Source organism: Sphingosinicella humi (genome assembly GCF_003129465.1).
In the GTDB taxonomy this organism is placed as follows: Bacteria; Pseudomonadota; Alphaproteobacteria; order Sphingomonadales; family Sphingomonadaceae; genus Allosphingosinicella; species Allosphingosinicella humi.
Genome location: NZ_QFFF01000001.1, coordinates 1276354 through 1301208, shown reverse-complemented (window position 1 = coordinate 1301208; position 24855 = coordinate 1276354). Strand labels below are relative to the sequence as shown.

Annotated in this window: 29 protein-coding genes and 1 tRNA gene; 17 read left to right on the top strand and 13 right to left on the bottom strand. The window is 67.2% G+C overall.

Annotated elements, in window-relative coordinates; translation table 11 throughout:
* The first annotated feature begins 14 nt into the window (after positions 1–14).
* The 3 genes from DF286_RS06420 (at position 15) to DF286_RS06410 (ending at position 1511) form a co-directional block, all read left to right on the top strand.
* Positions 15–431, top strand: a complete 417-nt coding sequence (locus DF286_RS06420) for a hypothetical protein (protein WP_109270678.1) — start codon at positions 15–17, stop codon at positions 429–431.
* The gene (locus DF286_RS06415) at positions 418–768 is read left to right on the top strand and encodes an Mpo1-like protein (RefSeq protein ID WP_109270677.1); all 351 of its coding nucleotides are present in this window, start codon (positions 418–420) and stop codon (positions 766–768) included. Before DF286_RS06420 ends, DF286_RS06415 begins: the two co-directional genes overlap by 14 nt.
* 65 nt (positions 769–833) lie before the next feature.
* Positions 834–1511, top strand: a complete 678-nt coding sequence (locus DF286_RS06410) for a Crp/Fnr family transcriptional regulator (RefSeq protein WP_109270676.1) — start codon at positions 834–836, stop codon at positions 1509–1511.
* Between the two features lie 4 nt (positions 1512–1515).
* On the opposite strand, the gene DF286_RS06405 is transcribed toward DF286_RS06410, so the two are convergent.
* Both DF286_RS06405 and DF286_RS06400 read right to left on the bottom strand, forming a co-directional pair.
* Positions 1516–1956 (bottom strand): DUF488 domain-containing protein, encoded by a 441-nt coding sequence (locus tag DF286_RS06405; protein WP_109270675.1) that lies wholly within the window; start codon positions 1954–1956, stop codon positions 1516–1518.
* A 55-nt stretch (positions 1957–2011) separates the two neighbouring features.
* A complete protein-coding gene (locus tag DF286_RS06400) occupies positions 2012–2299 on the bottom strand; it encodes a TFIIB-type zinc ribbon-containing protein (protein ID WP_243444745.1) in 288 nt (95 codons plus the stop codon).
* A gap of 444 nt (positions 2300–2743) precedes the next feature.
* On the opposite strand from DF286_RS06400, the gene DF286_RS06395 reads away from it, so the two are divergent.
* Entirely contained in the window at positions 2744–2929 is a 186-nt protein-coding gene (locus tag DF286_RS06395; RefSeq protein ID WP_109270674.1) for a PspC domain-containing protein, read from the top strand.
* A gap of 6 nt (positions 2930–2935) precedes the next feature.
* Here DF286_RS06395 and gltX read toward each other — a convergent pair whose 3' ends face one another.
* Positions 2936–4270, bottom strand: coding sequence for a glutamate--tRNA ligase (gene gltX / locus DF286_RS06390; RefSeq protein ID WP_109270673.1), 1335 nt, complete (start codon positions 4268–4270; stop codon positions 2936–2938).
* Positions 4271–4374: 104 nt separating this feature from the next.
* On the opposite strand from gltX, the gene DF286_RS06385 reads away from it, so the two are divergent.
* The 4 genes from DF286_RS06385 (at position 4375) to rplT (ending at position 6724) form a co-directional block, all read left to right on the top strand.
* Positions 4375–5313: a ribose-phosphate pyrophosphokinase gene (locus tag DF286_RS06385; RefSeq protein ID WP_109270672.1), complete on the top strand. Its 939-nt coding sequence runs from the start codon at positions 4375–4377 to the stop codon at positions 5311–5313.
* A 13-nt stretch (positions 5314–5326) separates the two neighbouring features.
* Positions 5327–5989 carry an SDR family oxidoreductase gene (locus tag DF286_RS06380; protein ID WP_109270671.1) on the top strand — a complete coding sequence of 221 codons (663 nt, stop codon included), beginning with the start codon at positions 5327–5329 and terminating at the stop codon, positions 5987–5989.
* A gap of 151 nt (positions 5990–6140) precedes the next feature.
* The gene (gene rpmI / locus DF286_RS06375) at positions 6141–6344 is read left to right on the top strand and encodes a 50S ribosomal protein L35 (RefSeq protein ID WP_109270670.1); all 204 of its coding nucleotides are present in this window, start codon (positions 6141–6143) and stop codon (positions 6342–6344) included.
* Positions 6345–6358: 14 nt separating this feature from the next.
* The gene (gene rplT / locus DF286_RS06370; RefSeq protein ID WP_109270669.1) at positions 6359–6724 is read left to right on the top strand and encodes a 50S ribosomal protein L20; all 366 of its coding nucleotides are present in this window, start codon (positions 6359–6361) and stop codon (positions 6722–6724) included.
* A 204-nt stretch (positions 6725–6928) separates the two neighbouring features.
* On the opposite strand, the gene DF286_RS06365 is transcribed toward rplT, so the two are convergent.
* Together DF286_RS06365 and aceA are read right to left on the bottom strand one after the other, a co-directional pair.
* Positions 6929–7129, bottom strand: coding sequence for a DUF4170 domain-containing protein (locus DF286_RS06365; RefSeq protein ID WP_109270668.1), 201 nt, complete (start codon positions 7127–7129; stop codon positions 6929–6931).
* Positions 7130–7140: 11 nt separating this feature from the next.
* Positions 7141–8427, bottom strand: coding sequence for an isocitrate lyase (aceA, locus tag DF286_RS06360; protein ID WP_109270667.1), 1287 nt, complete (start codon positions 8425–8427; stop codon positions 7141–7143).
* 131 nt (positions 8428–8558) lie between these two features.
* On the opposite strand from aceA, the gene DF286_RS06355 reads away from it, so the two are divergent.
* Complete coding sequence (locus DF286_RS06355) at positions 8559–9962, top strand: helix-turn-helix domain-containing protein (protein ID WP_109270666.1); 1404 nt, start codon at positions 8559–8561, stop codon at positions 9960–9962.
* On the opposite strand, the gene DF286_RS06350 is transcribed toward DF286_RS06355, so the two are convergent.
* On the bottom strand, positions 9941–10894 hold the full coding sequence (locus tag DF286_RS06350) for a DUF5996 family protein (protein ID WP_109270665.1): 954 nt from the start codon (positions 10892–10894) through the stop codon (positions 9941–9943). The genes DF286_RS06355 and DF286_RS06350 overlap by 22 nt on opposite strands.
* A gap of 83 nt (positions 10895–10977) precedes the next feature.
* Here DF286_RS06350 and pheS point away from each other — a divergent pair, with 83 nt between their 5' ends.
* Together pheS and pheT are read left to right on the top strand one after the other, a co-directional pair.
* The gene (gene pheS, locus DF286_RS06345) at positions 10978–12060 is read left to right on the top strand and encodes a phenylalanine--tRNA ligase subunit alpha (RefSeq protein WP_109270664.1); all 1083 of its coding nucleotides are present in this window, start codon (positions 10978–10980) and stop codon (positions 12058–12060) included.
* A gap of 115 nt (positions 12061–12175) precedes the next feature.
* Complete coding sequence (gene pheT / locus DF286_RS06340; protein WP_109270663.1) at positions 12176–14554, top strand: phenylalanine--tRNA ligase subunit beta; 2379 nt, start codon at positions 12176–12178, stop codon at positions 14552–14554.
* On the opposite strand, the gene DF286_RS06335 is transcribed toward pheT, so the two are convergent.
* Genes DF286_RS06335 through ftsE form a run of 4 tightly spaced genes read right to left on the bottom strand, consistent with a single transcriptional unit; the run spans position 14551 to position 17412 of the window.
* On the bottom strand, positions 14551–15237 hold the full coding sequence (locus tag DF286_RS06335) for a lysophospholipid acyltransferase family protein (protein ID WP_109270662.1): 687 nt from the start codon (positions 15235–15237) through the stop codon (positions 14551–14553). The genes pheT and DF286_RS06335 overlap by 4 nt on opposite strands.
* On the bottom strand, positions 15237–15767 hold the full coding sequence (locus DF286_RS06330; protein ID WP_109270661.1) for a YdcF family protein: 531 nt from the start codon (positions 15765–15767) through the stop codon (positions 15237–15239). Before DF286_RS06330 ends, DF286_RS06335 begins: the two co-directional genes overlap by 1 nt.
* Positions 15764–16660 (bottom strand): cell division protein FtsX, encoded by an 897-nt coding sequence (locus DF286_RS06325; RefSeq protein ID WP_109270660.1) that lies wholly within the window; start codon positions 16658–16660, stop codon positions 15764–15766. The genes DF286_RS06330 and DF286_RS06325 overlap by 4 nt, the downstream gene beginning before the upstream one ends.
* Entirely contained in the window at positions 16657–17412 is a 756-nt protein-coding gene (gene ftsE, locus DF286_RS06320; RefSeq protein ID WP_109270659.1) for a cell division ATP-binding protein FtsE, read from the bottom strand. Before ftsE ends, DF286_RS06325 begins: the two co-directional genes overlap by 4 nt.
* A 105-nt stretch (positions 17413–17517) precedes the next feature.
* On the opposite strand from ftsE, the gene DF286_RS06315 reads away from it, so the two are divergent.
* The 6 genes from DF286_RS06315 to DF286_RS06290 all read left to right on the top strand — a co-directional run bounded on the left by DF286_RS06315 (position 17518) and on the right by DF286_RS06290 (position 23140).
* On the top strand, positions 17518–18198 hold the full coding sequence (locus DF286_RS06315) for a zinc-ribbon domain-containing protein (protein WP_109270658.1): 681 nt from the start codon (positions 17518–17520) through the stop codon (positions 18196–18198).
* A 67-nt stretch (positions 18199–18265) separates the two neighbouring features.
* The gene (locus DF286_RS06310; protein WP_109270657.1) at positions 18266–19366 is read left to right on the top strand and encodes a 6-phosphofructokinase; all 1101 of its coding nucleotides are present in this window, start codon (positions 18266–18268) and stop codon (positions 19364–19366) included.
* Positions 19367–19448: 82 nt separating this feature from the next.
* Positions 19449–19535 (top strand) — tRNA-Leu (locus DF286_RS06305).
* Between the two features lie 126 nt (positions 19536–19661).
* Positions 19662–20507: a DNA/RNA non-specific endonuclease gene (locus DF286_RS15380; RefSeq protein ID WP_243444744.1), complete on the top strand. Its 846-nt coding sequence runs from the start codon at positions 19662–19664 to the stop codon at positions 20505–20507.
* Entirely contained in the window at positions 20497–20913 is a 417-nt protein-coding gene (locus DF286_RS06295; protein WP_109270656.1) for a hypothetical protein, read from the top strand. The genes DF286_RS15380 and DF286_RS06295 overlap by 11 nt, the downstream gene beginning before the upstream one ends.
* A 91-nt stretch (positions 20914–21004) precedes the next feature.
* Positions 21005–23140 carry a transglycosylase domain-containing protein gene (locus DF286_RS06290; RefSeq protein ID WP_109270655.1) on the top strand — a complete coding sequence of 712 codons (2136 nt, stop codon included), beginning with the start codon at positions 21005–21007 and terminating at the stop codon, positions 23138–23140.
* Here the strand turns inward: DF286_RS06290 and DF286_RS06285 are convergent.
* The 3 genes from DF286_RS06285 to DF286_RS06275 are packed head-to-tail and all read right to left on the bottom strand — an operon-like array spanning position 23087 to position 24814.
* On the bottom strand, positions 23087–23794 hold the full coding sequence (locus tag DF286_RS06285) for a M48 family metallopeptidase (RefSeq protein WP_243444743.1): 708 nt from the start codon (positions 23792–23794) through the stop codon (positions 23087–23089). The genes DF286_RS06290 and DF286_RS06285 overlap by 54 nt on opposite strands.
* On the bottom strand, positions 23784–24215 hold the full coding sequence (locus tag DF286_RS06280; RefSeq protein ID WP_109270654.1) for a YcgN family cysteine cluster protein: 432 nt from the start codon (positions 24213–24215) through the stop codon (positions 23784–23786). The genes DF286_RS06285 and DF286_RS06280 overlap by 11 nt, the downstream gene beginning before the upstream one ends.
* Positions 24212–24814 (bottom strand): SCO family protein, encoded by a 603-nt coding sequence (locus DF286_RS06275; protein ID WP_109270653.1) that lies wholly within the window; start codon positions 24812–24814, stop codon positions 24212–24214. Before DF286_RS06275 ends, DF286_RS06280 begins: the two co-directional genes overlap by 4 nt.
* Positions 24815–24855: the final 41 nt, after the last annotated feature.

Sequence of the window (24855 nt, the reverse complement as noted above, 5' to 3'; positions counted from 1 at the left end):
CGCAGGGGCGTTTAATGGTGCGGATCATCGGCGGCATCGTCGCGGGCGCTGCGGCCGCCGTTGCCGTCATCATGCTGATCGAGACGGTCGGCCATCTGGCCTTCGCTCTTCCCGACGACCTCGCCTTGCGGGATCCGGAGAGCGTCGGCCAGCCGGTCCAGGTCATGCCCGTCGCCGCCAAGCTCATCGTCGTGTTCGCCTGGTTTAGCGGGGCGCTGGCCGGCGGCTACGTCGCCAAGCGCATCTGCGGCCGCTGGTGGGCGGCCTGGCTGATTGCCGCGCTGGTCGCCGTTGCCGGAATCGTCAACGTCATGATGATCCCGCATCCGGTGTGGATGCAGATCGCGGCCGTGATCGCACCCCTCGTCGGCGGGCTGCTCGCCGGGCATCTCATTCCCGCTCGCACGGAGAGGATCAATGCGCGTTCATAAGAGCTTCGCCGAATTCTGGCCCTTCTACCTGCAGGAGCATTCGAAGCCCCGCACGCGCGCCTTTCATTATGTGGGAACATCCCTGGTCGTCCTGCTGGCGATCGCGGCGCTGCTGACTGGCCGATGGTGGCTGCTCCTGGCCATGCCCCTCGCCGGCTATGCCTTCGCCTGGGCCAGCCACGCCGCGATCGAGCGGAACCGGCCGGCGACGTTCACCTACCCGCTCTGGTCGCTGCGAGCGGATTTCAGGATGTGGTGGCTTTGGCTTACCGGGCGGATCGGAGCAGAGCTGGCGGCTGCCGGCATAGCGACGGCCCGCACCGGTGAGAGGCGGTGAGCATCCCGACCGACCCCAAAGACGCTATCCAAGGTCTGGTTCGAAAGCTCCGCGCGAGGGACGTTATGTCCGACGAGGAGACAGAGACGCTCGCCGGCACGGTCGCAGAGGTGAAGGAGGTCGGTGCCGGCCAGATCATCGTCCGCCAGGGCGTGTCGCTCAGCGAGTGCAACCTTCTCGTGGCCGGCATGGTCTGCCGCTACAAGGACCTGCATGGCGGGCAGCGGCAGATACTGGAGCTGCATCTTGCCGGCGACTTCGTCGACCTGCACAGCTTCCCATTGAAGCGCCTCGAACATAATATCCGATCCTTGACGCGGGTCCGCATCGCGATCGTTCCGCACGACCGGCTGAAGCGGGTGACGGAGGAGCATCCGCATCTGGCGCGCCTGCTCTGGTTCTCGACCCTGCTGGACGCCGCCATCCACCGGGAATGGATATTGTCGATCGGGCGGCGATCGGCGCTCGGCCGCGTCGCCCATCTTCTATGCGAGCTGTTCGTGCGGATGGACGTCATCGGAGCCGTCCATGACGGCCGCTATCCGCTGCCCATCACCCAGATGGACCTCGCCGATGCGACGGGCCTCACCGCCGTTCACGTCAATCGAATGCTGAAGAAGCTCCGCGACGACAAGCTGCTGACCTTCAGGAACGGCGAGGTATCGGTCCACGACTGGGACGGGCTGAGCCGGGTGGCCGATTTCGATCCGGCCTATCTCTATCTCGAACGGCGCCCTCGCTGAAGCGTCAGAGGTTTCGTACCTCGAAGCCGCCTCGCTCCACCAGCCGCTCGGCGACCAGGGTGCGATGGCAGCCGGCGGCGTCCGCCTCGTAGCACAGCAGCGCCGCGCGGCGCGCTTCCGCCTCGCCAAGCGCCTGCTCCATGGCCAGCGCCGCCTCAGGCGTCGCCAGCTGCTCTTCGTAGATGGCGCGCATCTCGGCGATACGCCCCTTGCGGGCCGCCTCCCGCCCCGCCCTCGGGGTGCCGAGCGGGCGAAGATGCAGATAGTCGATGCCCTGTTCGCGCAGCCCGGCGGCGAGCGCGGTCTTGGAAAAGCCCGGCCGCCTGGATGCCGCCACCGCGCGGACGTCGATCACCAGCTCCACGTCCGCGGATCGCAAGGCATCCATGAATTCGGCGATCGTCCTGCCTTCATAGCCGATCGTCGAGAGCGCGGGCTTTGTCATCGCTCCAAGCTATGGCATGGCGGCCGCCCATCCGCATCGGCGGCGGCGAGCACCATCAATCGAAAAGCTCTTCGAGGAAGCTCTTCTTGCGCTTGCGGTAGGGCTGATCGTAGCCGGAGCCATAGCCCCCGCCGAAGCCCGGCCGCGGCGCCTGGCCGTGATGCGGCGGGTCAGAGGCGCGGGGCGGAGCGCTGCTTGCGGCGCTTCGTTCGATGATCTTGTCGAGTTCGCCCCGGTCCAGCCAGACGCCACGGCAGGTGGGACAATAGTCGATCTCGATATTCTGCCGCTCGCTCATCACCAGCGGCGTGCGATCGACAGGGCACAGCATGGGTTCGGCCATCGGGTCGTCCTTTCTTTTGGCTGAAAGCTAAGCAGGCCCTGGCCGCGCCGCAACCCACGAGCGGACAATCGCCGCGCCCATCGTCCGGAAACGAACAGCCCTGCGCAGAGCCTCCATTTTGAATTCTGCTAATGATTGGCGAAAAATGCCGAACTTAAGGGCTCAAGCGCGACTGCAGCGGTAGCTTTAAAAGGAATTTTCCAGCCATTCCGCAGAAAATAGCGTTTGGCACGCTCCATGCACTTGAGTTGGCATGATCGCCGGATGGTCCGGGATCAGGTTCAGGAGACACGAAATGACCCACGCCAACCTTCAGCAGTTCGCCGCTTCCATCATCGGCGCGCTCTTCGCCACCACCCTTTTCGTCACCGCCGCCGTCGGCCCGGTCGGTCAGTTCATCTGACCGACCGACCGCCTCGAAAAAAGGATTTAAAGGACCCTCGCATGAACAGCCGCTATGCCCTCGACAAAAGCAATGCGACGTGGCTGGGCGTCTGCGCCGGCTTCGCAAAGTGGGTGGATGTCGATCCGCTTCTCGTCCGTGTGACGCTGGTCCTCATCACCCTTTTGCTCGGGCCGATGGCGATCCTCGCCTATCTGCTGACGGCCCTGCTCGCCGCCCCGCGCTAAGGCGCCTCAGGCGGCCGCCGCCCGCAAACGGGCGACGCTCTGCTCCTTGCCGATCAGCGCCAGCAGAGGCGCCATCTCCGGTCCGCTGTCGCGCCCCGTCAGAGCCTGGCGCAACGGCAGGAACAGCGCCTTTCCGGAACGGCCGCTGCGCTGCTTGAGGGCGCCGGTCAGGGCCTTCCAGGGCGCCTCGCTCCAGTCGATTCCCCCGGCGATCTCCGCCGCGAGGGCCAGAAACGCCCGGTCGTCCTCCGCGGCACGATGGGTCACCGGGCCCTCGACGATATGCCACCAGTCGGCCGCCTCGGCGAGGCGCTGGAGATTGGGGCGGATGACCGCCCACGCCTCCTCGCCCATGCCCGGCGGGATGCGATCCTTCACCGCGCCATGATCGAGCTGATGGACGATGCGCGCGTTGAGCGCGGCGAGCTCCTCCATGTCGAACCGGGCCGGCGCACGGCCGAAACTTGCGAAGTCGAAGCTCTCGATCAGCGGCGCGATCGTGGTCACCGGCTCGACCGGGAGGCTGGTGCCGATCCGCGCCAGCTTGGAGACCAGCGCCGCGGGCTCGATCCCCGCCTCGCGCATCGCCTCCACGCCGAGCGAGCCCAGCCGCTTGGAAAGCTTGCCCTCCGAGCCGACCAGCAGCGCCTCATGCGCGAAGGCGGGCGGCGCGGCGCCCAGCGCCTCGAACATCTGGATCTGCAGCGCCGTGTTGGTGACATGGTCCTCGCCGCGCACGACATGGGTCACGCCCATCTCGATATCGTCGACGGTGCTCGGCAGCATGTAGAGCCAGCGTCCGTCCTCGCGCCGGATGACGGGGTCGGAGAGCAGCGCCGGATCGAACTGCTGCGGGCCCCGGATGAGGTCGTGCCATTCGATGGCGGCGTCATGATCGAGCTTGAAGCGCCAATGCGGCCGCCGCCCTTCCGCCTCGAGCTTTGCGACATGATCGGCCGTCAGGCTTAGCGCCGCGCGATCGTAGACCGGCGGCTTGCCCCGTCCCAACAGCACCTTGCGCTTGAGATCCAGTTCCTGCGCTGTCTCGTAGGCCGGATAGACGCGCCCGGCGGACAGCAGCCGCTCCAGCGCCGCGTCATAGCGGTCGAACCGATCCGACTGTCGAAACGTCTCGTCGGGCGCGAGGCCGAGCCAGGCCAGATCCGCGACGATGGCCTCGGCATTTTCCACCGTGGACCGCTCGGCATCCGTGTCGTCGAGGCGAAGGATGAACCGGCCGCCATTCTTCCGCGCCCAGAGCCAATTGTGGAGCGCCGTCCGGATATTGCCGACATGAAGGCGGCCGGTCGGAGCCGGGGCAAAGCGGGTGGTGACGGTCATGGTTCCGCCTCTATTGAAGGCGGTCCTGCGCGGCAACGCCCCTTGCCATCAAGGCATCCCGCTTTATGGGGAGGGTCGGCGGCTGCTTACGGGGAACCTTCGCAATGAAATTGATGTCGGGCAATTCGAACCTTCCGCTGGTGAAGGACATCGCCTCCTATCTCGAACTGCCGATCACCGACGCGGCCGTGCGCCGCTTCGCCGACGAGGAAGTGTTCGTCGAAATCCATGAGAATGTGCGCGGCGAGGACGTGTTCGTCGTCCAGTCGACCTCGTATCCGGCGAACGATAATCTGATGGAGCTCCTGATCTGCATCGACGCGCTGAAGCGTGCGTCGGCGAAGCGGATCACGGCCGTCATTCCCTATTTCGGCTACGCGCGGCAGGACCGGAAGCCCGGCCCGCGCACCCCGATCTCGGCCAAGCTGGTTGCCAACCTCATCGCCAAGGCCGGGGCGGACCGAGTCCTGTCGATCGATCTCCATGCCGGGCAGATCCAGGGCTTCTTCGATATCCCGACCGACAATCTCTACGCGGCGCCGGTCATGTCGGCCGACATACAGGCGCGCTTCGCCGGCAAGCCGATCACGGTCGTGTCGCCGGACGTCGGCGGCGTGGTTCGCGCCCGGGCGCTGGCCAAGCGCCTCGACAATGCTCCGCTCGCCATCGTCGACAAGCGCCGCGAGCGGCCCGGCGAATCGGAAGTCATGAACATCATCGGCGAGGTTTCCGGACGTTTCTGCATCCTGGTCGACGACATCGTCGATTCGGCTGGCACCCTCTGCAACGCCGCCGGCGCCCTGAAGGAAGCGGGTGCGGAGGACGTCGTCGCCTATTGCACCCACGGCGTCCTTTCGGGCGCCGCGGTGCCGCGGGTCGAGAAATCGGCGCTGAAGGAGCTGGTCATCACCGACTCCATCGGCGCGACTCAGGAAGCCGCCCAGGCGACGGACAAGATCCGCGTCCTCACCATAGCCCCGCTGCTGGCCGAAGCGATTCGCCGCATCGCCGACGAGAGCTCGGTCTCCAGCCTCTTCGACTAGGAGGAGACCTGCCATGCCGACCGTCCTGCTGACCGGCGCCAATCGCGGCCTCGGTCTCGAATTCGCGCGCCAATATGCCGGCGATGGTTGGAGTGTGATCGCCACCTGTCGCAACCCGGACGCCGCCCGGGAACTCGCCGCCATCGAGGGAGACGTCCGCATCCAGCGGCTTGACGTCACCGACTGGAAGGCGGTCGAGGCGTTCGCCGATGGGCTGGGTGCGGAGACGCTCGACCTCCTCATCTGCAACGCCGGCGTGGGCGACTGGGGAGAGCCGGACCCGCAGCGATGGCTCCACAGCTTCGCGGTGAACTGCATAGCGCCGACCTGGCTGGCCCGGATCCTGGTCGACCGCGTCGAGCGCGCGGGCGGCAAGATCGTCGCCCTCACCAGCAAGATGGGAAGCATCGCCGACAACACGTCCGGCGGCTCTATCGTCTATCGATCGTCCAAGGCGGCGCTGAATGCCGCGTGGCGGAGCCTTGCCATCGACTGGAAGGGCCGCGTCCCCGTCGCCGTGCTCCACCCGGGCTGGGTGCAGACCGACATGGGCGGACCCAACGCGCTGATCACGCCGGAGGAAAGCGTGGCGGGCCTGCGCCAAGTGATCGAGGCGCTGGGGCCCGACCGGAGCGGCGCCTTCCTCGACTATCGGGGCGAGACGATTCCGTGGTAAGTCGCGGTCGCCGGCCTCCGACCTGCTTGCCTTGGGCGCGCTGCCGCTCTATAGGCCGCGCTCTTTCCAGCTTTGGAAGAAACGAACTGCCCGGCTGATCAAGGGCTGCCGTGGCCGTTCTTAAACGTCGCGAAAGCGCAAAGGAGACAAAATGCCCAAGCTCAAGACCAAGAGCGGTGTGAAGAAGCGCTTCAAGCTCACCGCCACCGGCAAGGTGAAGCACGGCGTCGCCGGCAAGCGTCACCGCCTCATCAGCCACAACGCCAAATATATCCGCCAGAACCGCGGCACCACCGTGCTCAGCGACGCCGACTCCAAGACGGTGAAACTCTGGGCGCCGTACGGCCTGAACTAAGGAGTATTTGAGCCATGGCACGCATCAAGCGCGGCACGACCACGCGCACCAAGCATAAGAGGCTTCTGGATCAGGCGAAGGGCTATTACGGCCGTCGCAAGAACACGATCCGCATCGCCCGCCAGGCCGTCGAGAAGGCTGGCCAGTACGCCTATCGCGACCGCAAGGTGAAGAAGCGGAGCTTCCGCGCCCTTTGGATCCAGCGCATCAATGCCGCGGTCCGCGCCGAGGGTCTCACCTACGGCCAGTTCATGCACGGCCTCAAGCTCGCCGGCGTCGATCTCGACCGCAAGGTCCTGGCCGACATCGCGATGCACGAGGGCGAGGCCTTCAAGGGCATCGTCGCCCAGGCCCGCAAGGCGCTTCCGGCCCAGGCCTGATCGCGCCTGCGACCGATATCAGAAAGGCGCGGAGGGGAAACTCTCCGCGCCTTTTTTTGTAGAGTCACCAACCGCTCATCCTGAGGGGCGCTGAGCCTGTCGAAGCGGTGTCTCGAAGGATTTGGTGTGCTTCGAGACGGGTCCTCGACAAGCTCGGCCCCTCCTCAGCATGAGCGGGGATCATCCGGCGGCCGAGGTGACGGATCAGTGCAGCGTCTCGGCCGCGATCGAATAGCGGATCGTGGCGCAGCGGCTCTTTTCCGGGCAGCAGCTGAGGCGGGTCCATTCGGTGCGGGCCTTGTGCTCGTCGTCGAACGGGCCGGACATCGTCTCCGTGCCTGGGATGAGATGGCCGAAGGCCGCATCCTCATATTCGCCCCCGATCACCCAATAGCGTTTGATCATGGCGGGTCTCCTCATTCGGCCGCGACGGCGGTGATGAACTGTTCGGCCTCGGTCGATTCGGCGAGCGCGGTGGTCGAGGCGGTGCCGCCCGCCACCGTCTGGGCGACGAGATCGAAATAGCCGGTGCCGACCTCGCGCTGGTGGCGGGTCGCGGTATAGCCCGCCGCCTCGCTGGCGAATTCCGCCTGCTGGAGTTCTGAGTAAGCGGCCATGCCGCGGTCCTTGTAGCCGCGCGCCAACTCGAACATGCCGTGATTGAGCTGATGGAAACCGGCGAGGGTCACGAACTGGAACTTGTAGCCCATCGCACCGAGCTCCCGCTGGAACCTGGCGATTGTATCCTTGTCGAGCTTCGCTTCCCAGTTGAAACTCGGCGAGCAATTATAGGCCATCATCTTGCCGGGATGCGCCTTCTGGACGGCCTCGGCGAAGCGCCTGGCGTCCTCGAGATTCGGGTGGCTGGTCTCCCACCAGAGGAGATCGGCATAGGGCGCGAAGGCGATGCCGCGCTTGATGCAATGATCGACGCCGGTCCCTTCCTTGAGGCGGAAGAAGCCTTCCGGCGTGCGCTCCCCGGTCAGGAACTCGTGATCGCGCGCGTCGACGTCGGACGTGATGAGCTTCGCGCTCTCGGCGTCGGTGCGGGCGATAAGAACGGTGGGGACTCCGCAGACGTCGGCGGCGAGGCGGGCGGCGCTCAAGTTGCGGATATGGGCCTGGGTCGGGATCAGCACCTTGCCGCCCAGATGGCCGCACTTCTTCTCGCTGGCGAGCTGGTCCTCGAAATGAACGCCCGCGGCGCCGGCTTCGATATAGGCCTTCATGATCTCGAAGCAGTTCAAGGGCCCGCCGAAGCCGGCCTCGGCGTCCGCGACGATCGGGGCGAACCAGTCGTGCTTGGTGCCGCCTTCCATATGTTCGATCTGGTCGGCGCGCTGCAGGGTGCGGTTGATGCGGCGGCAGAGCTCGGGCCCGGCATTGGCGGGATAGAGCGACTGATCGGGATACATGGCGCCGGCGGTGTTGGCGTCGGCGGCGACCTGCCAGCCCGAGAGATAAATGGCCTTGAGACCCGCGCGGACCATCTGCATCGCTTGGTTGCCGGAGAGGGCGCCCAGCGCCTGCACATAATCCTCGGTCTTCAGCAGCTGCCAGAGGCGGATCGCGCCGAGGCGGGCGAGCGTGTGCTCGATCGGCAGCGACCCGCGGAGGCGTTCGACATCGGCAGTCGTGTAGGGCCTTTCGATGCCAGCGAATCGGCCGGCGGGGGCGGGGACGAAGTCGGCGAAGTCGGTCATCGGCGCTTCCAAGAGTCAGGATAAGGTCAGGCCAAGGAACACCAGAACGCCGCCGGCTGCAGCAGGAAAAGGGTCGCTCTGTCACGATGCGTCTTGCGACTGCTGTATAGATTTGACAATGTTTCTACCGAATGGCGACGCAGGGCAAACTCTATCTCGGAGGACGACTCCGCCGCCTGCGACGGGAGCTGGGGCTCAACCAGAGCGCGATGGCGGCCGAGCTCTCGATCAGCCCGAGCTACCTCAATCATCTGGAACGCAACCAGCGGCCGCTGACCGCCGGCGTGCTGCTGAAGCTGGCCGAAGCCTATGACGTCGACCTCAAGGGCTTCACCGCCGAGGGCGAAGGCACCAGCGTGGACGCGCTGGCCGAGATCTTCGCCGACCCGATGTTCGCCGACATCGGCATTCCGCGCTACGAATTGCTCGAAGTCGCCGACAACGCACCTTCGGTCGCCGACGCCATCGCCCGCCTTTACGCCGCCCTCGCGCAGCGGCGGCAGGCGCCGCGGGAGGATGAGGAGCGAGCGCCGCTGATCGCGCCTGAGGGCTGGGTGCGCGACTATATCCAGGCCCAGCGCAACTATTTTCCCTATCTGGAGGAAGCGGCGGAGACGCTGGCCGGCGCGCTCGGCGGCCCGGCCGACATCTTCGACGGCCTTCGCCGGCGACTCCGCGAGGGGTTCGGCATCGACAGCCGCATCGTTCCGCCCGAACTGCTCGACGCCGCCAGCCAGCATTATGACCATCACCGCAAGCGCCTGATGCTCTCGGCGCTGCTGAGGCCGGAGAGCCGGACCTTCGGCATCGCCTATCAGGTGGCGCTGTTCGAGTTCAGGCCGCTGCTGGCGAAGATGCTCGACAGCGCCGCGCCCCCGGACGCGCCGACGCGGCGCCTGCTCCACATGAGCCTCGCCAATTATGCGGCGGGCGCGATCATGATGCCCTACGAGCCCTTCCTCGCCGCCGCCGAACGGCACCGCTACGACGTCGACAGGCTCTGCGCCGAGTTCGGCGCCAGCGTCGAGCAGGTCGCCCACCGCCTCACTACCCTCGGCCACAGCGGCGCGCGGGGGGTTCCTTTCTTCATGCTCAGGGTCGATGCCGCCGGCAACATCTCCAAGCGCTTCGCCGGCGAGAGTTTCCCCTTCTCCCGCTTCGGCGGCACCTGCCCGCGCTGGAACCTCCACGCCGTCTTCCAGACGCCGGGCCGCGTCGCAACCCAGGTGGTGGAGACGCCGGACGGGCAGCGATTCTTCACCATCAGCCGTACGGTGGACCGGGCCGTGCGGCTGGACCCGCGGGAATCGAGCCAGCTCGCGATCGGCCTCGGCTGCGACCTCAAATATGCGCGGCGGATCGCCTATTCGGACGGCCTCGACCTTGGCGCCCCCTGCGTGACGCCGATTGGCCCCGCCTGCGCGATCTGCCCTCGCATCCGCTGCCCCCAGCGCGCCGCCGCGCCGGCGGGGCGGACCCTGGCGGTGAGCGAAATGCAGAAGACGATCTCTCCCTATCCGTTCCTCGGCGGCTGAACGGCGCGGGGAATGCCGGGCTGACCCTGCTCGCACTCCAGCGCCTCCCTGTCCCAGGCGCCGAGATCCGCAGCGGCGGCATAGCTGCTTTCAAGAAAGGCCAGCAGCACCTCATCGGGCTCCCTGCCGGTCCGAACCGCTTCATAAGGGAGGACGAATTCGCCCAGCGCCTTGTCGTAATGAGCCGCTTCAGGCCGAATCCGCGCCTCGGCGAAGCCGTCGGGTGCCGGATAGGCATAGGAATAGAAGAAGGGACCGCCCGCCGCGCCGGCACCGCCCGGCCAGAAGCCGGCGCTCGACACTTCATGGCTGTAGGCCTCGCGAGTCACGTCGTCGGGAAGGTTCGGTATGCCGCCAGGGTGAAGCGGCGCTCGCCGGCCCGAGAAGCGCGTGACGGCGAGATCGAAGCTGCCCCAGAAGAGGTGCACCGGGCTGACCTTGCCGAGGAAAGCCGACCGGAACAGCCGCAGCACCCGATCCGCCGAGACCAGCGCCCGCCGCAACCGATCGACGCTGTCGCGGTCGTAGGGGCGGGCCGCACGATCGGCCATGAAGGGAGTGGCGGGGTCCACTTCGTTGGGCGCGGCATGGATGGGGATGATATGGCCGGCCTCGCTCAGCAGGCTGAGAACGCGTTCGTAGAAGGCGGCCACCGTCATCGGCTCCAGCGCGAAGCCGGCCCGATCCCGGTCCGGCATGTTCATTAGGAAACGGTGGCCGACGAGGTCGAATTCCAGCTCGAACGGGCCGGCGGCGGCGTGGATCGGCTCGGTGCGATATCCACGCGGGCCGACGTGGAGGGTGACGTGCCAGCCATGATTGCGCCAGGGCAGCACGGCCGTTGCGACCTTGCCCGCAATCTGGGCGTAGAGGTGGAGGGCCTTGATCGTCGGTCCGTCCCGTTCCTCGCTCAGCTCCGGCCAGTCGCTCATGCTTACCCTCACCTCATGGTCGGGAGACGCGGAGATAGCGCCGGGGGTTCCATTTCGGCTTCATTCTCCTCTAAGGGCGGCGCATGTCCGACTTTGACTCCCTGACCGGCGAATGGCGGGCCCGAATCGCGGCCGCGCCCGACCTAGCGAGCCTTGAGGCTGAGCGCGTCGCGGCGCTCGGCAAGCAGGGGGCGGTGACCGGGCTCCTCAAGACTCTGGGCGGCATGACGCCCGAGGAACGGCAGAGCGAGGGTCCGCGCATCCACGCGCTGCGCGAAGCGGTGACCGAGGCGATCGGCGCGCGCAAGGCGGCGCTGGAGGCGGCGGAGCTGGAGCGCAAGCTCGCCACCGAGACGCTCGACATGACCTTGCCTATGCCGACGGGCGAACAGGGCAGCGTCCATCCGGTCAGTCAGGTGATGGACGAGCTGGCCGAAATCTTCGCCGATCTCGGCTTCTCGGTCGCCACCGGGCCGGAGATCGAGGACGACTGGCACAATTTCACTGCGCTCAACATCCCCGAGAGCCATCCGGCTCGGGCGATGCACGACACCTTCTACTTCGGCGCCGACAAGGACCGGGACGGCAAGCGGATGCTGCTCCGGACCCACACCTCGCCCGTCCAGATCAGGACGATGCAGGCGGAAAAGCCACCGCTGCGCATCATCGCGCCCGGGCGCACCTATCGCTCCGACAGCGATGCCACACACACGCCGATGTTCCACCAAGTGGAGGGACTCGTCATCGACCGGGGCACTCACCTCGGCCATCTCAAATGGACGTTGGAGACCTTCCTCAAGGCTTTTTTCGAACGCGACGACATCGTGCTCCGCCTACGTCCCAGCTATTTCCCCTTCACCGAGCCGTCGGCCGAGGTCGATGTCGGCTACACCGTCCAGAATGGACGGCGCGTCGTCGGAGGGTCCGACGGCTGGATGGAAGTGCTGGGGTCCGGCATGGTCCATCCGCGCGTGATCGCGGCCTGCGGGCTCGACCCCGATGAGTGGCAGGGCTTCGCCTTCGGCTGCGGCATCGACCGGCTCGCCATGCTCAAATATGGCATGGACGACCTTCGCGCCTTCTTCGACGGCGACCTCAGATGGCTCCGGCACTACGGCTTTTCGAGCCTCGACGTGCCCACCTTGAGCGGAGGCGTAGGGGCGTGAGCGCGATCTCATACCTGAACCACTCCGGCGTTCGTCTCGCGCGTAGTCGAGGGGCGCTGGCACGGACTCATCACACACGCCCCTCGACTTCGCTCGGGACGAACGGGTTCGGATTATGAAATTTACCTTAAGCTGGCTGAAGGAGCATCTTGAGACGGATGCGAGCCTCGCGGATATCGTCGAGACGCTGACCCGTATCGGTCTCGAGGTCGAGGGGGTGGAGAATCCGGCCGAAAAGCTGGCGCCGTTCGTCGTCGCCGAAGTGCTGACGGCGGAGCGCCATCCGCAGGCGGACAAGCTGCAGGTGCTGACCGTCAACACGGGCAGCGGCGAGCCGGTGCAGGTCGTCTGCGGCGCGCCCAATGCGCGCGCGGGCCTGAAGGGTGTGTTCGGCGGCCCCGGCGCCTATGTGCCGGGGAGCGACCTCACCTTGAAGGTCGCCGCCATTCGCGGCGTCGAATCGCGCGGCATGATGTGCTCGGTGCGCGAGCTGGAGCTGGGCGAGGAGCATGACGGCATCATCGAGCTGCCGGCCGACGCGCCGGTCGGCGCCGGCTTCGCCGAGTGGCGCGGGCTCGACGATCCGGTGATCGACGTCGCGATCACGCCCAACCGCCAGGACTGCATGGGCGTCCATGGCATCGCCCGCGACCTCGCCGCCGCCGGCCTCGGCACGCTGAAACCCGTCGAGGCGAAGGCGATCGCGGGGAGTTTCCCCTGCCCGATCGAAATCCGCACCGACGATCCCGAGGGCTGCCCCGCCTTCTACGGACGCGTCATTCGGGGCGTCAAAAACGGCCCCTCGCCCGAGTGGCTGCAGCAAAGGCTGAAGGCGGTCGGCCAGCGACCGATCAGCGGGCTGGTCGACATGACCAACTATATCATGCTGAGCTACGGCCGCCCCCTGCACGTCTACGATCTCGCCAAGCTCAAAGGGCCGATCGTCGCCCGCAAGGCGAAGGACGGCGAGACCATGCTGGCGCTCAACGGCAAGACCTATCGGCTCGACAGCTCGATGACGGTGATCGCCGACGATGCCGGCGTCCACGATATCGGCGGCATCATGGGCGGCGAGGATACCGGCGCGACCGACGACACCACCGACGTCGTCATCGAATGCGCCTATTTCGACCCGGAGGGCATCGCCCGCACCGGCCAGCAGCTCGCGCTCACCTCGGACGCCCGCACCCGCTTCGAACGGGGAGTCGATCCAGCCTTCCTCGATGCGGGGCTCGAGCTCGCGACGCGGATGGCGCTCGACCTGGTCGGGGGCGAGGCGTCGGACGTCGTCCGCGCCGGTTCGCCGCCGACCGAGCAGCGGGTCGTCGAATATCGCCCCGAACATTGCGGGGAACTGGGCGGCCTCGACGTGCCCCAGGAGCGCCAGAAGGACATTCTGCTCGGCCTCGGCTTCACGTTCGAGCATGGCGATCCGTGGGAGATCGACGTGCCGTCATGGCGTCGTGACGTCATCGGATCGGCCGATATCGTCGAGGAGATCATCCGCATCGAAGGCATCGACCGGGTGCCGTCGACGCCGCTGCCGCGCGTGCCGGGCGTGGCCAGGCCGACCGCCACGCCCGAGCAGCTGGTCGAGCGCCGCGTCCGCCGCGCCGCGGCCGCGCGCGGGCTCAACGAGGCCGTCACCTGGAGCTTCGTCAGCGAAGCGGAGGCCGAGCCGTTCGGCGGCAGCGCCTGCATCCTCGACAATCCGATCAGCGAGGAGCTGAAGGCGATGCGGCCGTCGCTGCTCCCTGGCCTGCTCGCCGCCGCGCGGCGCAATCTCGACCGGGGACAGACGAGCGTGCGCCTGTTCGAGGTCGGTCGTCGCTATCTGGGCAATCGTGAGCACCCGACCGTCGGCGTCGTTCTCGCCGGAGAGCGGGCGCCGCGTCACTGGAGCCGCGGCAAGGCGGAGCCTTTCACCGCCTATGACGCCAAGGCCGAGGCGCTGGCCCTGCTCGCCGCCGCGGGAGCGCCCGTCGACAATCTCCAGGCACTGGACGGCGCCGCCGCCGTCTATCACCCGGGCCGCTCCGCCCGCCTCTGCCTTGGGCCGAAGACTGCGCTGGCCGAGTTTGGCGAGCTGCATCCGGCGACGCTCAAGGCGTTCGATCTCGACGGTCCGATCGTCGCCGCGGAAATCTACCTTGACGCCATCCCACAAAGGCGCGGCGGCAGCGGCCGCATGCGGCCAGCCTATGCGCCGCCGCCGCTCCAGGCGGTGAAGCGCGACTTCGCCTTCCTGGTGCCGTCGGAGACCAAGGCGGATGCGCTGCTCCGCGCGATTCGCGGCGCCGACAAGGCGACGATCACCGATGTCAGCCTTTTCGACGTCTTCACCGGGCAAGGCGTGCCGGATGGACAGAAGTCGCTCGCCGTCGAGGTCGTGCTCCAGCCGGGCGACAAGAGCTTCAGTCATGAAGAGCTGGAGGCAATCTCCGGCCGCATCGTCGCGGCGGCGGAGAAAGCGGGGGCTCGGCTCCGCGACTAGCGGTCGAGCTCGTTGATCGCGGCGTGGACCGCCCCTTCTATTTCCGGACGCGATAGGCCGGGCGAGATGGGCTTGAGGAAACGGACGGTGACCGTCCCCGATCGCTTGATGAAGCGATGCTTCGGCCAGATGCGGCCGCTGTCGAGGGCCACCGGCACGACCGGCAAGCCGAGCGAGCGGTAGAGGCCGGCGAATCCCGGCTGGAGCGGCGGTTGCTCGCCAGGGGCGACGCGCGTGCCCTCGGGGAAGATCAGGATCGGGCGGCCTTCGGCGATCGCCGCCTGGGCCGCCTTTAGCATGCGCCTCAGCGCCGCCGCGCCGCCCGCGCGGTCGACGGGGATGACGCCATAGCGCCGTGCCACCCAGCCCCAGCCGGGCAGGTCGGCGAGCTCGCGCTTCAGCACGACGGCGGGCCGGTCCAGCCAGAGCAGCATCTCGATGGTCTCGAACATCGACTGGTGCTTGGCCGCGACGAGAGCGGCGCCGCGCGGCGGCCTGCCCTCGATACGGACGCGGACGCCGAGCAGCCAGGCGGCGCACCAGCGATGCCACCGCGCCCAGCCATAGGTGACGCGAATAACCGCCTCGCGTCCGAGCAGGGCGGCTGGGAAAGCCAGGAACACGGCGCCGGCCGTCCCCGGATAGAAGAAGAGCGCGAACAGCGCCGACCGCAGCGCGCTCATCAGAGCCCGACGAACACCGCCGCGCGGCGCAGCAGATATTTGTTATATTCGGTGAAGAGCTGGTGGAAGCTGGGGTTGCTCTCCACAGCGTCGCCGATCAGGTCGACGCCGTCCGGCACCTGCCGCGACAGCTCGAACCCGGCGCGCGGCAAGTGCCAGTCGGTCGTCACCAGCCGCACCGTCTTGAAGCCGTGCTTTTCGAGCCAGCGGCCGGTTTCCGAGGCGTTGGACCGGGTGTCGACGGATTCGCGGCCGAGATCGATGCAGCAATCGAACAGCGCCTCGTCGGCTTCATATTGGACGGCGAGCTCGATCGGCCGCACCGTGCGGGCGACGCCGGAGATCAGCATCCGTTTCGCACGGCCCCGCTCCAGCAGGTCGAGGCCACGCTCGATGCGCTTGGGCCCGCCGGTCAGGACGACGATGGCGTCGGTCTGCCGGTCGTCCGCTGGACGCGGCAGCAGCACGACGAACAGCGCATAACCCAAAAGATAGAGCAGCAGGGCGGCGGAAAAGAGACGGCTGATCATAGAAGCCGGCCCAATGCCCGCAAGATCGTGGCCCGCGCAACCAACATGGCGAGAAAAACCCCGGCGACCGGGAGTGCCGCGAGGATAAGCCAGCTGACCAGCGGCAGGCCGGCCGAGCCGAGCAGCTCCGAGCCGATCGCGCCCACCTTGCGGCCAATGGCGAGCAACACCGCCGCCGCCGCCGCCAGGCCGACCAGCCCTCCGAACAGCGCATCGAGCGCGATCCGCCGCTGGAACAGGCGGGCGACCTGCACGTCGGTCGCGCCCATCAGGTGAAGCACCTCGATCGTGCTCCGGTGGGTATCGAGCGAGGCCCTCGCCGCCAGCACGACCGTCGCTGCCGTTGCGCCGACCATCAGAAGCACCAGCGCCGCCGCCAGCAGCCTCAAGGCGTCGATCAGCTGGGCGAGCGGCGCGAGCCATTGGGCGTTGTCGTCGACGCGGGCCGAGGGCGCGACCTCGGCTATCGCCGCGCGGAGATCGGCGAGACGCGGGCCACCGCCGGGAGCCAGCGCGACGTCGATCATCGCCGGGACCGGCAGGTCCGCATCGAGCCCGCCTTCGCCGAGCCAAGGTTCGAGCAGCGCCTCCATCTCCTCCTGGCCGAGACGGCGAACAGAGGCGATGCCGGGGAAACGCTCAAGGAGCGCCGTTACACGCGCCGCCTCTTCCTCGCGCCGTTCGGGATTGGCCTCGACGATCTGGACAGTGAGCCGGCTGCCGGCATTCTCCCCCAAGGTCTCCGCGGCGTGGCGGAGGCCCAGCCCGGCGGCGGCGGCGAGCACCGTCAGGAACATCATGATCGCGATCACCCAGGGCATCGGCCCCGACAGCCGGCCCTCGGGCAGCAGGCGCCGGTCCGCCGTGCCGAACTGGCGCACGCCCCCCTTCATGCGTCCACCGCCCGCGGCGGGTGTCGCAGCGCGCCGGTCGGGTCGGCGATCTGGCCGCGATCGATGCGCAAAATCTCGGCGCGGGCGACGCGCGAGATGAGATGCACGTCGTGGGTTGCAACCACGACGGTCGTGCCGAGCTTGTTGAGCGCGTCGAACAGATGGAGCAGCCGATTCGCCATATCGGGATCGACGTTGCCGGTCGGCTCGTCGGCGACCAGCAGCTCGGGTCGGGCAATGACAGCGCGGGCGATGGCAACGCGCTGCTGCTCCCCGCCCGAAAGGGTCGCAGGCCGGGCCGTGGCGCGGTGGCCGAGGCCCACCCAAGCGAGCATCTCGCTCACCGGATTTTGCAGGTCGCCTTCCTCGACCCCCGCCACCCTCAGCGGCAGCGCGACATTGTCGAAGGCGGAAAGGTGCGGGACGAGGCGGAAATCCTGGAACACGACGCCGATCCGTCGGCGAAAGCCCGGCAGGCGCTTCCTCGCCATGGTGACGATGTCCTCGCCGAACAGCCTGATCAGGCCCCGGCTTGGCCGCTGCGCGAGGTAGAGGAGCTTCAGCAGCGAGGTCTTGCCGGCGCCCGAAGGTCCGGTGAGAAAATAGAAGCCGCCCGGCTTCAAGGTGAAGCTGAGATCGGACAGCGTCTCGGCGCCCGTGCCGTAACGCAGGCCGACATTTTCGAACTGGACGATGGTCCCCGCCGCGCTCAGACCCGCCTCCGCTGTTCCGCGCCTCTCTTCCCGAGCCATCGCATGTCGGATAGGGGCCCGTAAACACGGCATTTACTTGCGCGAAGCCGGGCGAACGTGCTTAGAATCGACGGCGCATCAGAGCCGGGGGCCTTAGACGAGACGATGATCCTTACCTGTCCCGCCTGCGATACCCGCTATGTCGTCCCGGACAGCGCGGTCGGGCCCACGGGTCGGCAGGTTCGCTGTGCCGCCTGCAAGCATAGCTGGTTCCAGGAACCCGCCTCCCCGCCGCCCGAACCGCTGACGGCGGCCGCGCCGCCGCCCGTCGCTCGCGCCGCCGCGCCCGCCCCCTCTCCGGCCGTGACGCCTCCGCCCGACTTTATCGGCGAACCCATCGAGCAGCCGGTCGAGGCTCCCCCGCGGCGCAACCCGGCGCGGATGTGGACTGTGGTTGCCATCATTGCGGCGATCCTGATGCTCTCGGCGGTCGCCGCCATATCCTATTTCGGCCTCCCCGGCATCGGCGGCAGCCAGGCCAGCGCCCGGGCAGGCGGAACGCCGCTGCGGCTGGAAGTCACCGGAAAGCCCGAGAGACGGCTGCTGGATAGCGGCAATGAGCTGCTCGCCGTCTCCGGCCGCATCGTCAACCCGACCGACGCGGTCCAACCGGTGCCGCGCATCCAGGCCGAGCTGCGGGACGACCAAGGCCGCGTCGTCTACAGCTGGGCGATTTCGGCGCCGGTGCCGGAGCTTCAGCCCCGGCAGAGCGCCACCTTCAATAGCGCCGAGGTCGACGTGCCGCGCGGCGCCAAGGCGCTGAACCTCAGCTTCCAGCCCCGCTGAAGCCCCGCTCCTTGCGGTTGTCGACCGCGCCGGCCGCCGATAGACGGTCCGGAGCAAGGAGGCGTGCATGCGGATCGGAATATTGACCGGAGGCGGCGATGTGCCGGGGCTCAATCCCTGCATCCGTTCGATCACTCTCAACGCCGACGATCTCGGCTGGGACGTGGTCGGCTTCCGGCGCGGCTGGGAAGGCGTGCTCGCCATCGATCCCGCCGATCCCGCGTCGGTCGCCGCCAACAGCTTCGCCCTGACCCGCGAAGGCGTGCGGGGCATCGACCGGATGGGCGGCACCATCCTCCACACGTCTCGCGTCGACCCTCGCACCGTCTCCCAGGGCGACAGCACCGCCCATGTCCTCGATGTGCTGGATGCGCTGGGAATCGACGCCATGGTGACTTTGGGCGGCGACGGGACCTTGCGCTTCTCCGCCCATCTTGCCGCACAGGGCATGTCGGTCATCTCGGTTCCGAAGACGATGGACAATGACGTGTTCGGCACCGACTATTGCATCGGCTTTTCCACCGCCGTCAGCCGCTCGGTCGAGGCGATCAACGCACTTCGCACCACCGTGGAGAGCCATGAGCGGATCGGCATCGTCGAGCTGTTCGGGCGGCGCAGCGGCGAGACCGCCTTGCTGGCCGGCTTCCTCGCCCAGGTGGATCGGACGGTCATCGCCGAAGTTCCGGCCGATCTCGACATCCTCATCCCTCTCCTCGCTGAGGACAAGGCGTCGAACCCTGCCCATTATGCGATGTGCGTGATCTCTGAAGGCGCCTCGATCAAGGGTGAGGAAGATGACGATGGCGCGCTTTCCAAATCGGCGATCGAGCGGGACGATGTCGGTGTCGGCCACCGCCTCGGTCGCGCCGTGACCGCCCGCCTCGGCAGCGGCGTCGTCAACCAGGAGCTCGCCTATCTGATGCGCGCCGGCGAGCCCGACGCGATGGACCGGATGGTCGGATTCGCCTTCGGTGGCCTCGCCGTCCAGCTTCTTGCCAAGGGGGAGAAGGCGCGCATGGTGGCTTTAAAAGACGGCAATTACTGCCATGTGCCCGTCGATACCCTGCTCCACGGGACCAAATCCGTGGACGTCTCGGGCCTCTACGATCGCGAAACCTACCGCGCCAAGCTGATGCGGGTCGAAGGCATGCCGATGTTCCTCTACTGACGCATTGCGTCGGGCGAACGGCTTTGCTAGAGGCGCGGGCCTACCGGCCGCCGGGCACGATTCCGGCGGGTTTTTCAAATGTGCGGTCGTGGCGGAACTGGTAGACGCGCAACGTTGAGGTCGTTGTGTCCGAAAGGACGTGGAAGTTCGAGTCTTCTCGACCGCACCATTTGCCTGAAATCGAACGAGCTGCAGATGCACGCTTGCTCCGAGGAGCGGGCCCGGGGGCGGAGCCGCTTGACTTGTAGGAGAATGTTGCTGATATGTTCTCACCGCTGATAGCGGGAGCGGCAATATGGACACCTCTGCGGAAGAGCAGCGACGGGCTTTCTCCGTTTGGCTTCGCACAGGGCGTTGGCCTTCGCCTCTGAGAAGCGTCGAACTTAAGTTCAACCCTTGGCATGATCCAGAAAACGGGCGGTTTACCTTTGCCGGGACGGGCCGCTATTTCGGCCGCGGAGATCATCACCCTTCCAATAGCAGTGACGGACGTCCAGGACCTGACGACAGGCGCTTTCGTGGAGGTGGCGGAAGCTTCGGCGGCGGCGGTGCAACCGGAAGCTGGGCCGTCCCTGCGGAGCGCCGGCCGCAGCCGCCGCGCGGTGCGATTCGCCAACCTGTTCGCCAATCCGCGCATCCGGGCAGACCGGCCGCCGCCACTCCGGTCAAACGGGAGACAGGTGACGGAGCGCCCGAGCTCCCGCCGGGTTGGCGGCGCGTCGTTCGTAATGGATATGAATATCTGATCGACGCCCAGCAGCGCACCCGGCGTGTCTCCGGCGCTCTGACGCTCAATGACGAGCAGCGGCGGTCGCGGACGGCGCAGGCGCAAGCGGGGGGACAGGATCGCCGGTCAAGCGACGACGGCGGACACTATATCGCGCGCCGCTTCGATGGCCCAACCGAAGCGTTCAATCACTTCGCCCAAGACTCGAGATTCAATCGCGGTCGATATCGCGCAGTCGAAGAGCAATGGGCGCGGGCGAAGCGAGCTGGCAAGCATGTCACGGTGAAGATAGTGCCGGTTTATAATGGACGATCTCTGCGGCCGGCAGCCATCAACGTCTGGTTTTGGATCGATGGTGAACAACGAAGTTTGAAGTTCCCCAACGAACGTCAGGAGGCGGACCGTGCCGAGTGATAAGACCGAGCGTCTGCTGAACAAGATCGGCCAATTGCTTGCGGAAGATACAGAATATCCGCTCGACGGGACACTGCTATACGCGGAACTGGACAGGAACTTTGTTGCACCGTCCATCTTCAAGGACCGGGGGAACCATGTCTTGTACCGAGACCCCGATTTGGACCGTCTCAGCGATGCCCTGCTCGACCTGTGGGAAGCGGAGACGCCGGACAAGCGTTGGGCGGAGATCGAATATGTGATCCGCGACGGCAGGTTCGATGTCGCGTTCACCTATCCGGAAGAGATCGACCCGGGCGAGGAGCCGATGGATCGCCGCAAGCGGGTCGTGGCGCGACATTTTGGCGATAAGCCGATCGTCTACCCTCCCCCGCCCGAGGACGACGACCAGCTCTTCGATCTTTGAGATGGTGGTTCGGCGGGCCTCCGGCCCTCGCCGCCGCTCCGTCGCCTTTTGCTTGTGAGGCTGCGGCTGCCGGCCTATCTCCTGCAAACCAATGGCCAGTAAAGCTTCCTCGCCGCTCAAGCGGACCTTCGTCACCATCGTCAAAATCGGTCTTTACGCGGGCGTAATGGCGCTCGTCGCGTTGCTCGTCGCCGTGGGCATCGCGATGAGCCAGCTGCCGAGCTACAGCGAACTGGTTCGCCGCGACGATCTCGGCCAGATGATCCGCGTCCGCGCCAATGACGGCACCGTCATCGTCTCGCTGGGGCCGAGCTTCGGCGAATGGCTGAGCTACGATGAAATTCCGCCGATCATGCGCCAGGCGATGATCGCAGTGGAAGACCGCCGCTTCGGCTCCCACCCCGGCGTCGATCCGATCGGCATCGCCCGCGCCCTCAAGGTGCGGCTCGACCGGGGCAGCTGGGTGCAGGGCGGCTCGACCATCACCCAGCAGCTCGCCCGCAACATCTTCCTCACCAACAACCGCACCTTTGGCCGCAAGGTGAAAGAGGCCATATTGGCGCTGGCGCTCGAGCAGCGCTTCACCAAGGACCAGATTCTCGAGCTCTACCTCAACCGCGTCTATTTCGGCGGCGGCGCCTACGGCATCGACGCGGCCTCCCGCCGCTTCTTCGGCCACAGCGCGACCGACCTCAGCCTCTCCGAGGCCGCGATCATCGCCGGTCTCGTCAAGGCGCCGTCCAACTATTCGCCGACCGCCGACGCCGAAGCCGCACGCGATCGCGCCGGCGTCGTCCTCGACCTGATGCTGGAGACCGGCGACATCACCCCCGCCCAGGCGGCCAGCGCCGAGCCGGCCGAGGTCAAGATCGTGCCGACCCCCAAATCCAACAGCGTCCGCTACTTCAGCGACTGGGCGCTGCCCCAGCTCGACATGATGATCGACGAGACGGTGGAGCCGATCGACGTCTGGACGACGCTCGATCTCGACATGCAGCGCGCCGCCGACGCCGCGATCAACGCCAACACGCCCGCCGGTGCGCAGGGCGCGCTGGTGGCGCTGGACCGGGGCGGCGCCGTGCGCGCCATGATCGGCGGCCGCGACTATGTCGATTCGCTCTACAACCGCGCCACCCAGGCGGTCCGCCAGCCGGGCTCCTCCTTCAAGCTGTTCGTCTATCTCACCGCGCTCGAGTCCGGCTATTCGCCCACCAGCGTGGTCGTCGACGAGCCCGTCAACATTAACGGCTGGCAGCCGCGCAACAGCAGCCGCAATTATTCGGGCCCGGTCACCCTGCGCGAGGCCTTCGCCCGGTCGATCAACACTATCGCCGCCAAGATCGGCCAGGAAGTAGGCGTGCGCAACATCGCCGACATGGCGCAGCGATTCGGCATCACCACCGACATCAACACCCATCCTTCGATGGTGCTCGGCACGTCCGACGTCCGCCTGCTCGACATGACGCGGGCTTTCGCCTCGGTGGGGCAGAAGGGGGTCGCCGTGGTGCCCTACGGCATCCGCCGCGTCACCACCGCCGACGGCGAGTTGCTCTATGAGCATCGGGTCGACGAATCGCGGGTGCTGGTGGCGCCGTGGGTCGCGGCGCAGATGACCGACCTGCTACAGGCGGCGGTGATGACCGGCACCGGCCGCGCCGCCCAGATCGGCCGGCCCGTCGCCGGCAAGACCGGCACGACCAGCTCCAACAAGGACGGTTGGTTCATCGGCTTTTCGAGCGGGATCACCACCGGTGTCTGGATGGGCAGGGACGATGCCAAGGCCCTGCCCGGCCTCCAGGGCGGCCGCGCACCCGCCCGCGCCTTCCACGATTTCATGGTGAAGGCGGTCGCGGACCGGCCGGTCCAGCCCTTCGACGTCGAGGTGACGCTCCCCGACTGGCAGGTCGAGCCGGACCAGGAGGTCTGGTTCGAGGAACCCGACGATTTCATGATGGTCGACCCCGACGGCAATCCGATCGACCCGGCGACGGGCCTGCCGCCTCTGCCGGGCCAAGGGCTGCCCGGCGGCGCCCCTGTCCCCGGGCAGCCATTGCCGCCGCCCGGCGAGCAGCTCGACCAGGATTGGTTGGACCGGGCGATAGGCCGGGACCAGACGCCGCGCGAGGCACCGCCCGCGCGTAGGCCGGACACCGCCCCGCCCAATCAGCGACCCTTACAGCCTCCGCCCGATCCGGTGGAGCCCCGCACCGTGCCGCCTCAGCCATAGCCGCGCCGGAGTCGGATCGGCCTCGAACAGCCGTTCCACCAGGGCATGGAAGTCCGGCCCATGGTTCATGTGGACGCGATGGGCGACTTCGTGCGCGACCGTCGCGCGGCGGACCCAGTCGGGCGCGAGGATTAGCCGCCAGCTGTAGCGGATCGTCCCCGATTCGGAGCAGCTTCCCCAGCGCGAGAGCGGGTCGCCGACGCCGACCCGGCTGACGGTCACGCCGGCCTTGGCGGCATAATGCCGCGTTTCGTCATCCAGAATGGCGCGCGCGTGCTGCCTCAGCCAGCGCAGCAGCCGCGGCTCGACCATATCGGCCGGCCCGCCGGTCAGGATCCGCCCATCCTCGACCCCCACGGCACGGGGATGATCCGGCTGCCAGTCGATGCGGTGGGGCACGCCGTACAGCGATAGCTCGCCTCCGGGTGCAATGGCGACGGTCGGGGGTATGTCGGCAAGGGCTGTCTCGATCCATTCCCGCTGTCCCGAAGCCCAGGCGAGCGCCCGGCGGCGGGAGACGCCGCGCGGCACGGTCAGCACCACGCCTCCGGTTCTCGGATCGACGCGCAGTCGCAGCACGCGGGCGCGCGGCGACGGCTTGACGACCAGCGTGACGCTGAGCTTGCCGGCCTCGAAGCTCAGTTCAGAGGTCACGGTCGACGAGATGATGCTCGATATCGCCCGCCTCGTCCTCGGCCACGGTCCAGCCGCGCACCGACATGCCTGCCGCGTGGACAGATTCGCGGTCGCCGCTGATCAGATAATGCCAGTCGGGGAGCGGCTTGCCCGCCGCACGAAGACGGTAGGCACAGGTCGAAGGCAGCCAGGACAACGCCCCGACTTTGTCAGCCGTCAGCCTCACGCAATCCGGCACGAAGGCCTTGCGGCCGCGATAATGGGAGCAGCGGCAGCTATGCCGGTCGAGCAGCTTGCAGGCGATATTGGTGGGATAGATCTCGCCGCTGTCGGCATCCTCGACCTTGTGCAGGCAGCATTTGCCGCAGCCGTCGCACAGTGCCTCCCACTCAGCGCGGGTGAGCGCCGCCAGCGGCTTCTCCCAGAAACGATCGCTCATTTCACCCAGCGTTTTAGCTCCTCGGCGATGGCGGCGGCTCCCTGGTCGTGCGGGATGATGGCGATCGGCTCGCCCTTGGGCCCGAACAGCATCGCGATCCGCGAATGGTTGACCAGATACTCGCTGGCGCCTTCCGTCTGCTCCTTCATATAGTAGACGCCGAAGTTCTTGGCGACGGCAGCGATCTCCTCCGGGGTGCCGGTGAGGCCGATCAGGCGGGGATGGAAGGCGGCGACATATTCCTTCAGCACCGCCGGCGTGTCGCGCTCCGGATCGACGCTGATGAAGATCGGCTGCACCTTGGCGGCGACCTCCGGATCGCTCGCCTCCAGCTGACGCAGACCCTGCCCGATCAGCTGCAGGTCGACCGGGCAGACGTCGGGGCAGTATGTGAACCCGAAATAGACGAGGCGGTAACGGCCCGCGAAATCGCTGTCGCTCACCCGCTCGCCATCCTGATTGGTGAGGGTGAAGGGGCCGCCGATCGAGGCTCCCGCGAGCGGAGGGGCTTCGCTCGCTTCGTTTGCTCCGGGGGAGCAGCCCGCGATAAGCAGCGAAAGGAGCAGCGCGAAAAGGGTCAGATAATTGCGTTCGTTCATGGCGGGAGCAGCCTTGCTTTGCTATGGCCCTGCAATCAAGC

What these genes read in the sequence shown, in the direction of transcription:
- DF286_RS06350 (WP_109270665.1), bottom strand. Translation starts at nt 10,894, where the DNA reads ATGAGCGACTGGCCGGAGCTGAGCGAGGAACGGGACGGACCGACGATC.
- DF286_RS06310 (WP_109270657.1), top strand. Translation starts at nt 18,266, where the DNA reads ATGCGGATCGGAATATTGACCGGAGGCGGCGATGTGCCGGGGCTCAAT.
- DF286_RS06275 (WP_109270653.1), bottom strand. Translation starts at nt 24,814, where the DNA reads ATGAACGAACGCAATTATCTGACCCTTTTCGCGCTGCTCCTTTCGCTG.
- DF286_RS06355 (WP_109270666.1), top strand. Translation starts at nt 8,559, where the DNA reads ATGGCGACGCAGGGCAAACTCTATCTCGGAGGACGACTCCGCCGCCTG.
- aceA (WP_109270667.1), bottom strand. Translation starts at nt 8,427, where the DNA reads ATGACCGACTTCGCCGACTTCGTCCCCGCCCCCGCCGGCCGATTCGCT.
- gltX (WP_109270673.1), bottom strand. Translation starts at nt 4,270, where the DNA reads ATGACCGTCACCACCCGCTTTGCCCCGGCTCCGACCGGCCGCCTTCAT.
- DF286_RS06405 (WP_109270675.1), bottom strand. Translation starts at nt 1,956, where the DNA reads ATGACAAAGCCCGCGCTCTCGACGATCGGCTATGAAGGCAGGACGATC.
- DF286_RS06410 (WP_109270676.1), top strand. Translation starts at nt 834, where the DNA reads ATGTCCGACGAGGAGACAGAGACGCTCGCCGGCACGGTCGCAGAGGTG.
- DF286_RS06325 (WP_109270660.1), bottom strand. Translation starts at nt 16,660, where the DNA reads ATGAAGGGGGGCGTGCGCCAGTTCGGCACGGCGGACCGGCGCCTGCTG.
- DF286_RS06330 (WP_109270661.1), bottom strand. Translation starts at nt 15,767, where the DNA reads ATGATCAGCCGTCTCTTTTCCGCCGCCCTGCTGCTCTATCTTTTGGGT.
- DF286_RS06415 (WP_109270677.1), top strand. Translation starts at nt 418, where the DNA reads ATGCGCGTTCATAAGAGCTTCGCCGAATTCTGGCCCTTCTACCTGCAG.
- DF286_RS06290 (WP_109270655.1), top strand. Translation starts at nt 21,005, where the DNA reads ATGGCCAGTAAAGCTTCCTCGCCGCTCAAGCGGACCTTCGTCACCATC.
- DF286_RS15380 (WP_243444744.1), top strand. Translation starts at nt 19,662, where the DNA reads ATGGACACCTCTGCGGAAGAGCAGCGACGGGCTTTCTCCGTTTGGCTT.
- DF286_RS06335 (WP_109270662.1), bottom strand. Translation starts at nt 15,237, where the DNA reads ATGAGCGCGCTGCGGTCGGCGCTGTTCGCGCTCTTCTTCTATCCGGGG.
- rpmI (WP_109270670.1), top strand. Translation starts at nt 6,141, where the DNA reads ATGCCCAAGCTCAAGACCAAGAGCGGTGTGAAGAAGCGCTTCAAGCTC.
- DF286_RS06400 (WP_243444745.1), bottom strand. Translation starts at nt 2,299, where the DNA reads ATGGCCGAACCCATGCTGTGCCCTGTCGATCGCACGCCGCTGGTGATG.
- DF286_RS06280 (WP_109270654.1), bottom strand. Translation starts at nt 24,215, where the DNA reads ATGAGCGATCGTTTCTGGGAGAAGCCGCTGGCGGCGCTCACCCGCGCT.
- pheS (WP_109270664.1), top strand. Translation starts at nt 10,978, where the DNA reads ATGTCCGACTTTGACTCCCTGACCGGCGAATGGCGGGCCCGAATCGCG.
- DF286_RS06380 (WP_109270671.1), top strand. Translation starts at nt 5,327, where the DNA reads ATGCCGACCGTCCTGCTGACCGGCGCCAATCGCGGCCTCGGTCTCGAA.
- rplT (WP_109270669.1), top strand. Translation starts at nt 6,359, where the DNA reads ATGGCACGCATCAAGCGCGGCACGACCACGCGCACCAAGCATAAGAGG.
- DF286_RS06395 (WP_109270674.1), top strand. Translation starts at nt 2,744, where the DNA reads ATGAACAGCCGCTATGCCCTCGACAAAAGCAATGCGACGTGGCTGGGC.
- pheT (WP_109270663.1), top strand. Translation starts at nt 12,176, where the DNA reads ATGAAATTTACCTTAAGCTGGCTGAAGGAGCATCTTGAGACGGATGCG.
- DF286_RS06365 (WP_109270668.1), bottom strand. Translation starts at nt 7,129, where the DNA reads ATGATCAAACGCTATTGGGTGATCGGGGGCGAATATGAGGATGCGGCC.
- DF286_RS06385 (WP_109270672.1), top strand. Translation starts at nt 4,375, where the DNA reads ATGAAATTGATGTCGGGCAATTCGAACCTTCCGCTGGTGAAGGACATC.
- DF286_RS06420 (WP_109270678.1), top strand. Translation starts at nt 15, where the DNA reads ATGGTGCGGATCATCGGCGGCATCGTCGCGGGCGCTGCGGCCGCCGTT.
- ftsE (WP_109270659.1), bottom strand. Translation starts at nt 17,412, where the DNA reads ATGGCTCGGGAAGAGAGGCGCGGAACAGCGGAGGCGGGTCTGAGCGCG.
- DF286_RS06315 (WP_109270658.1), top strand. Translation starts at nt 17,518, where the DNA reads ATGATCCTTACCTGTCCCGCCTGCGATACCCGCTATGTCGTCCCGGAC.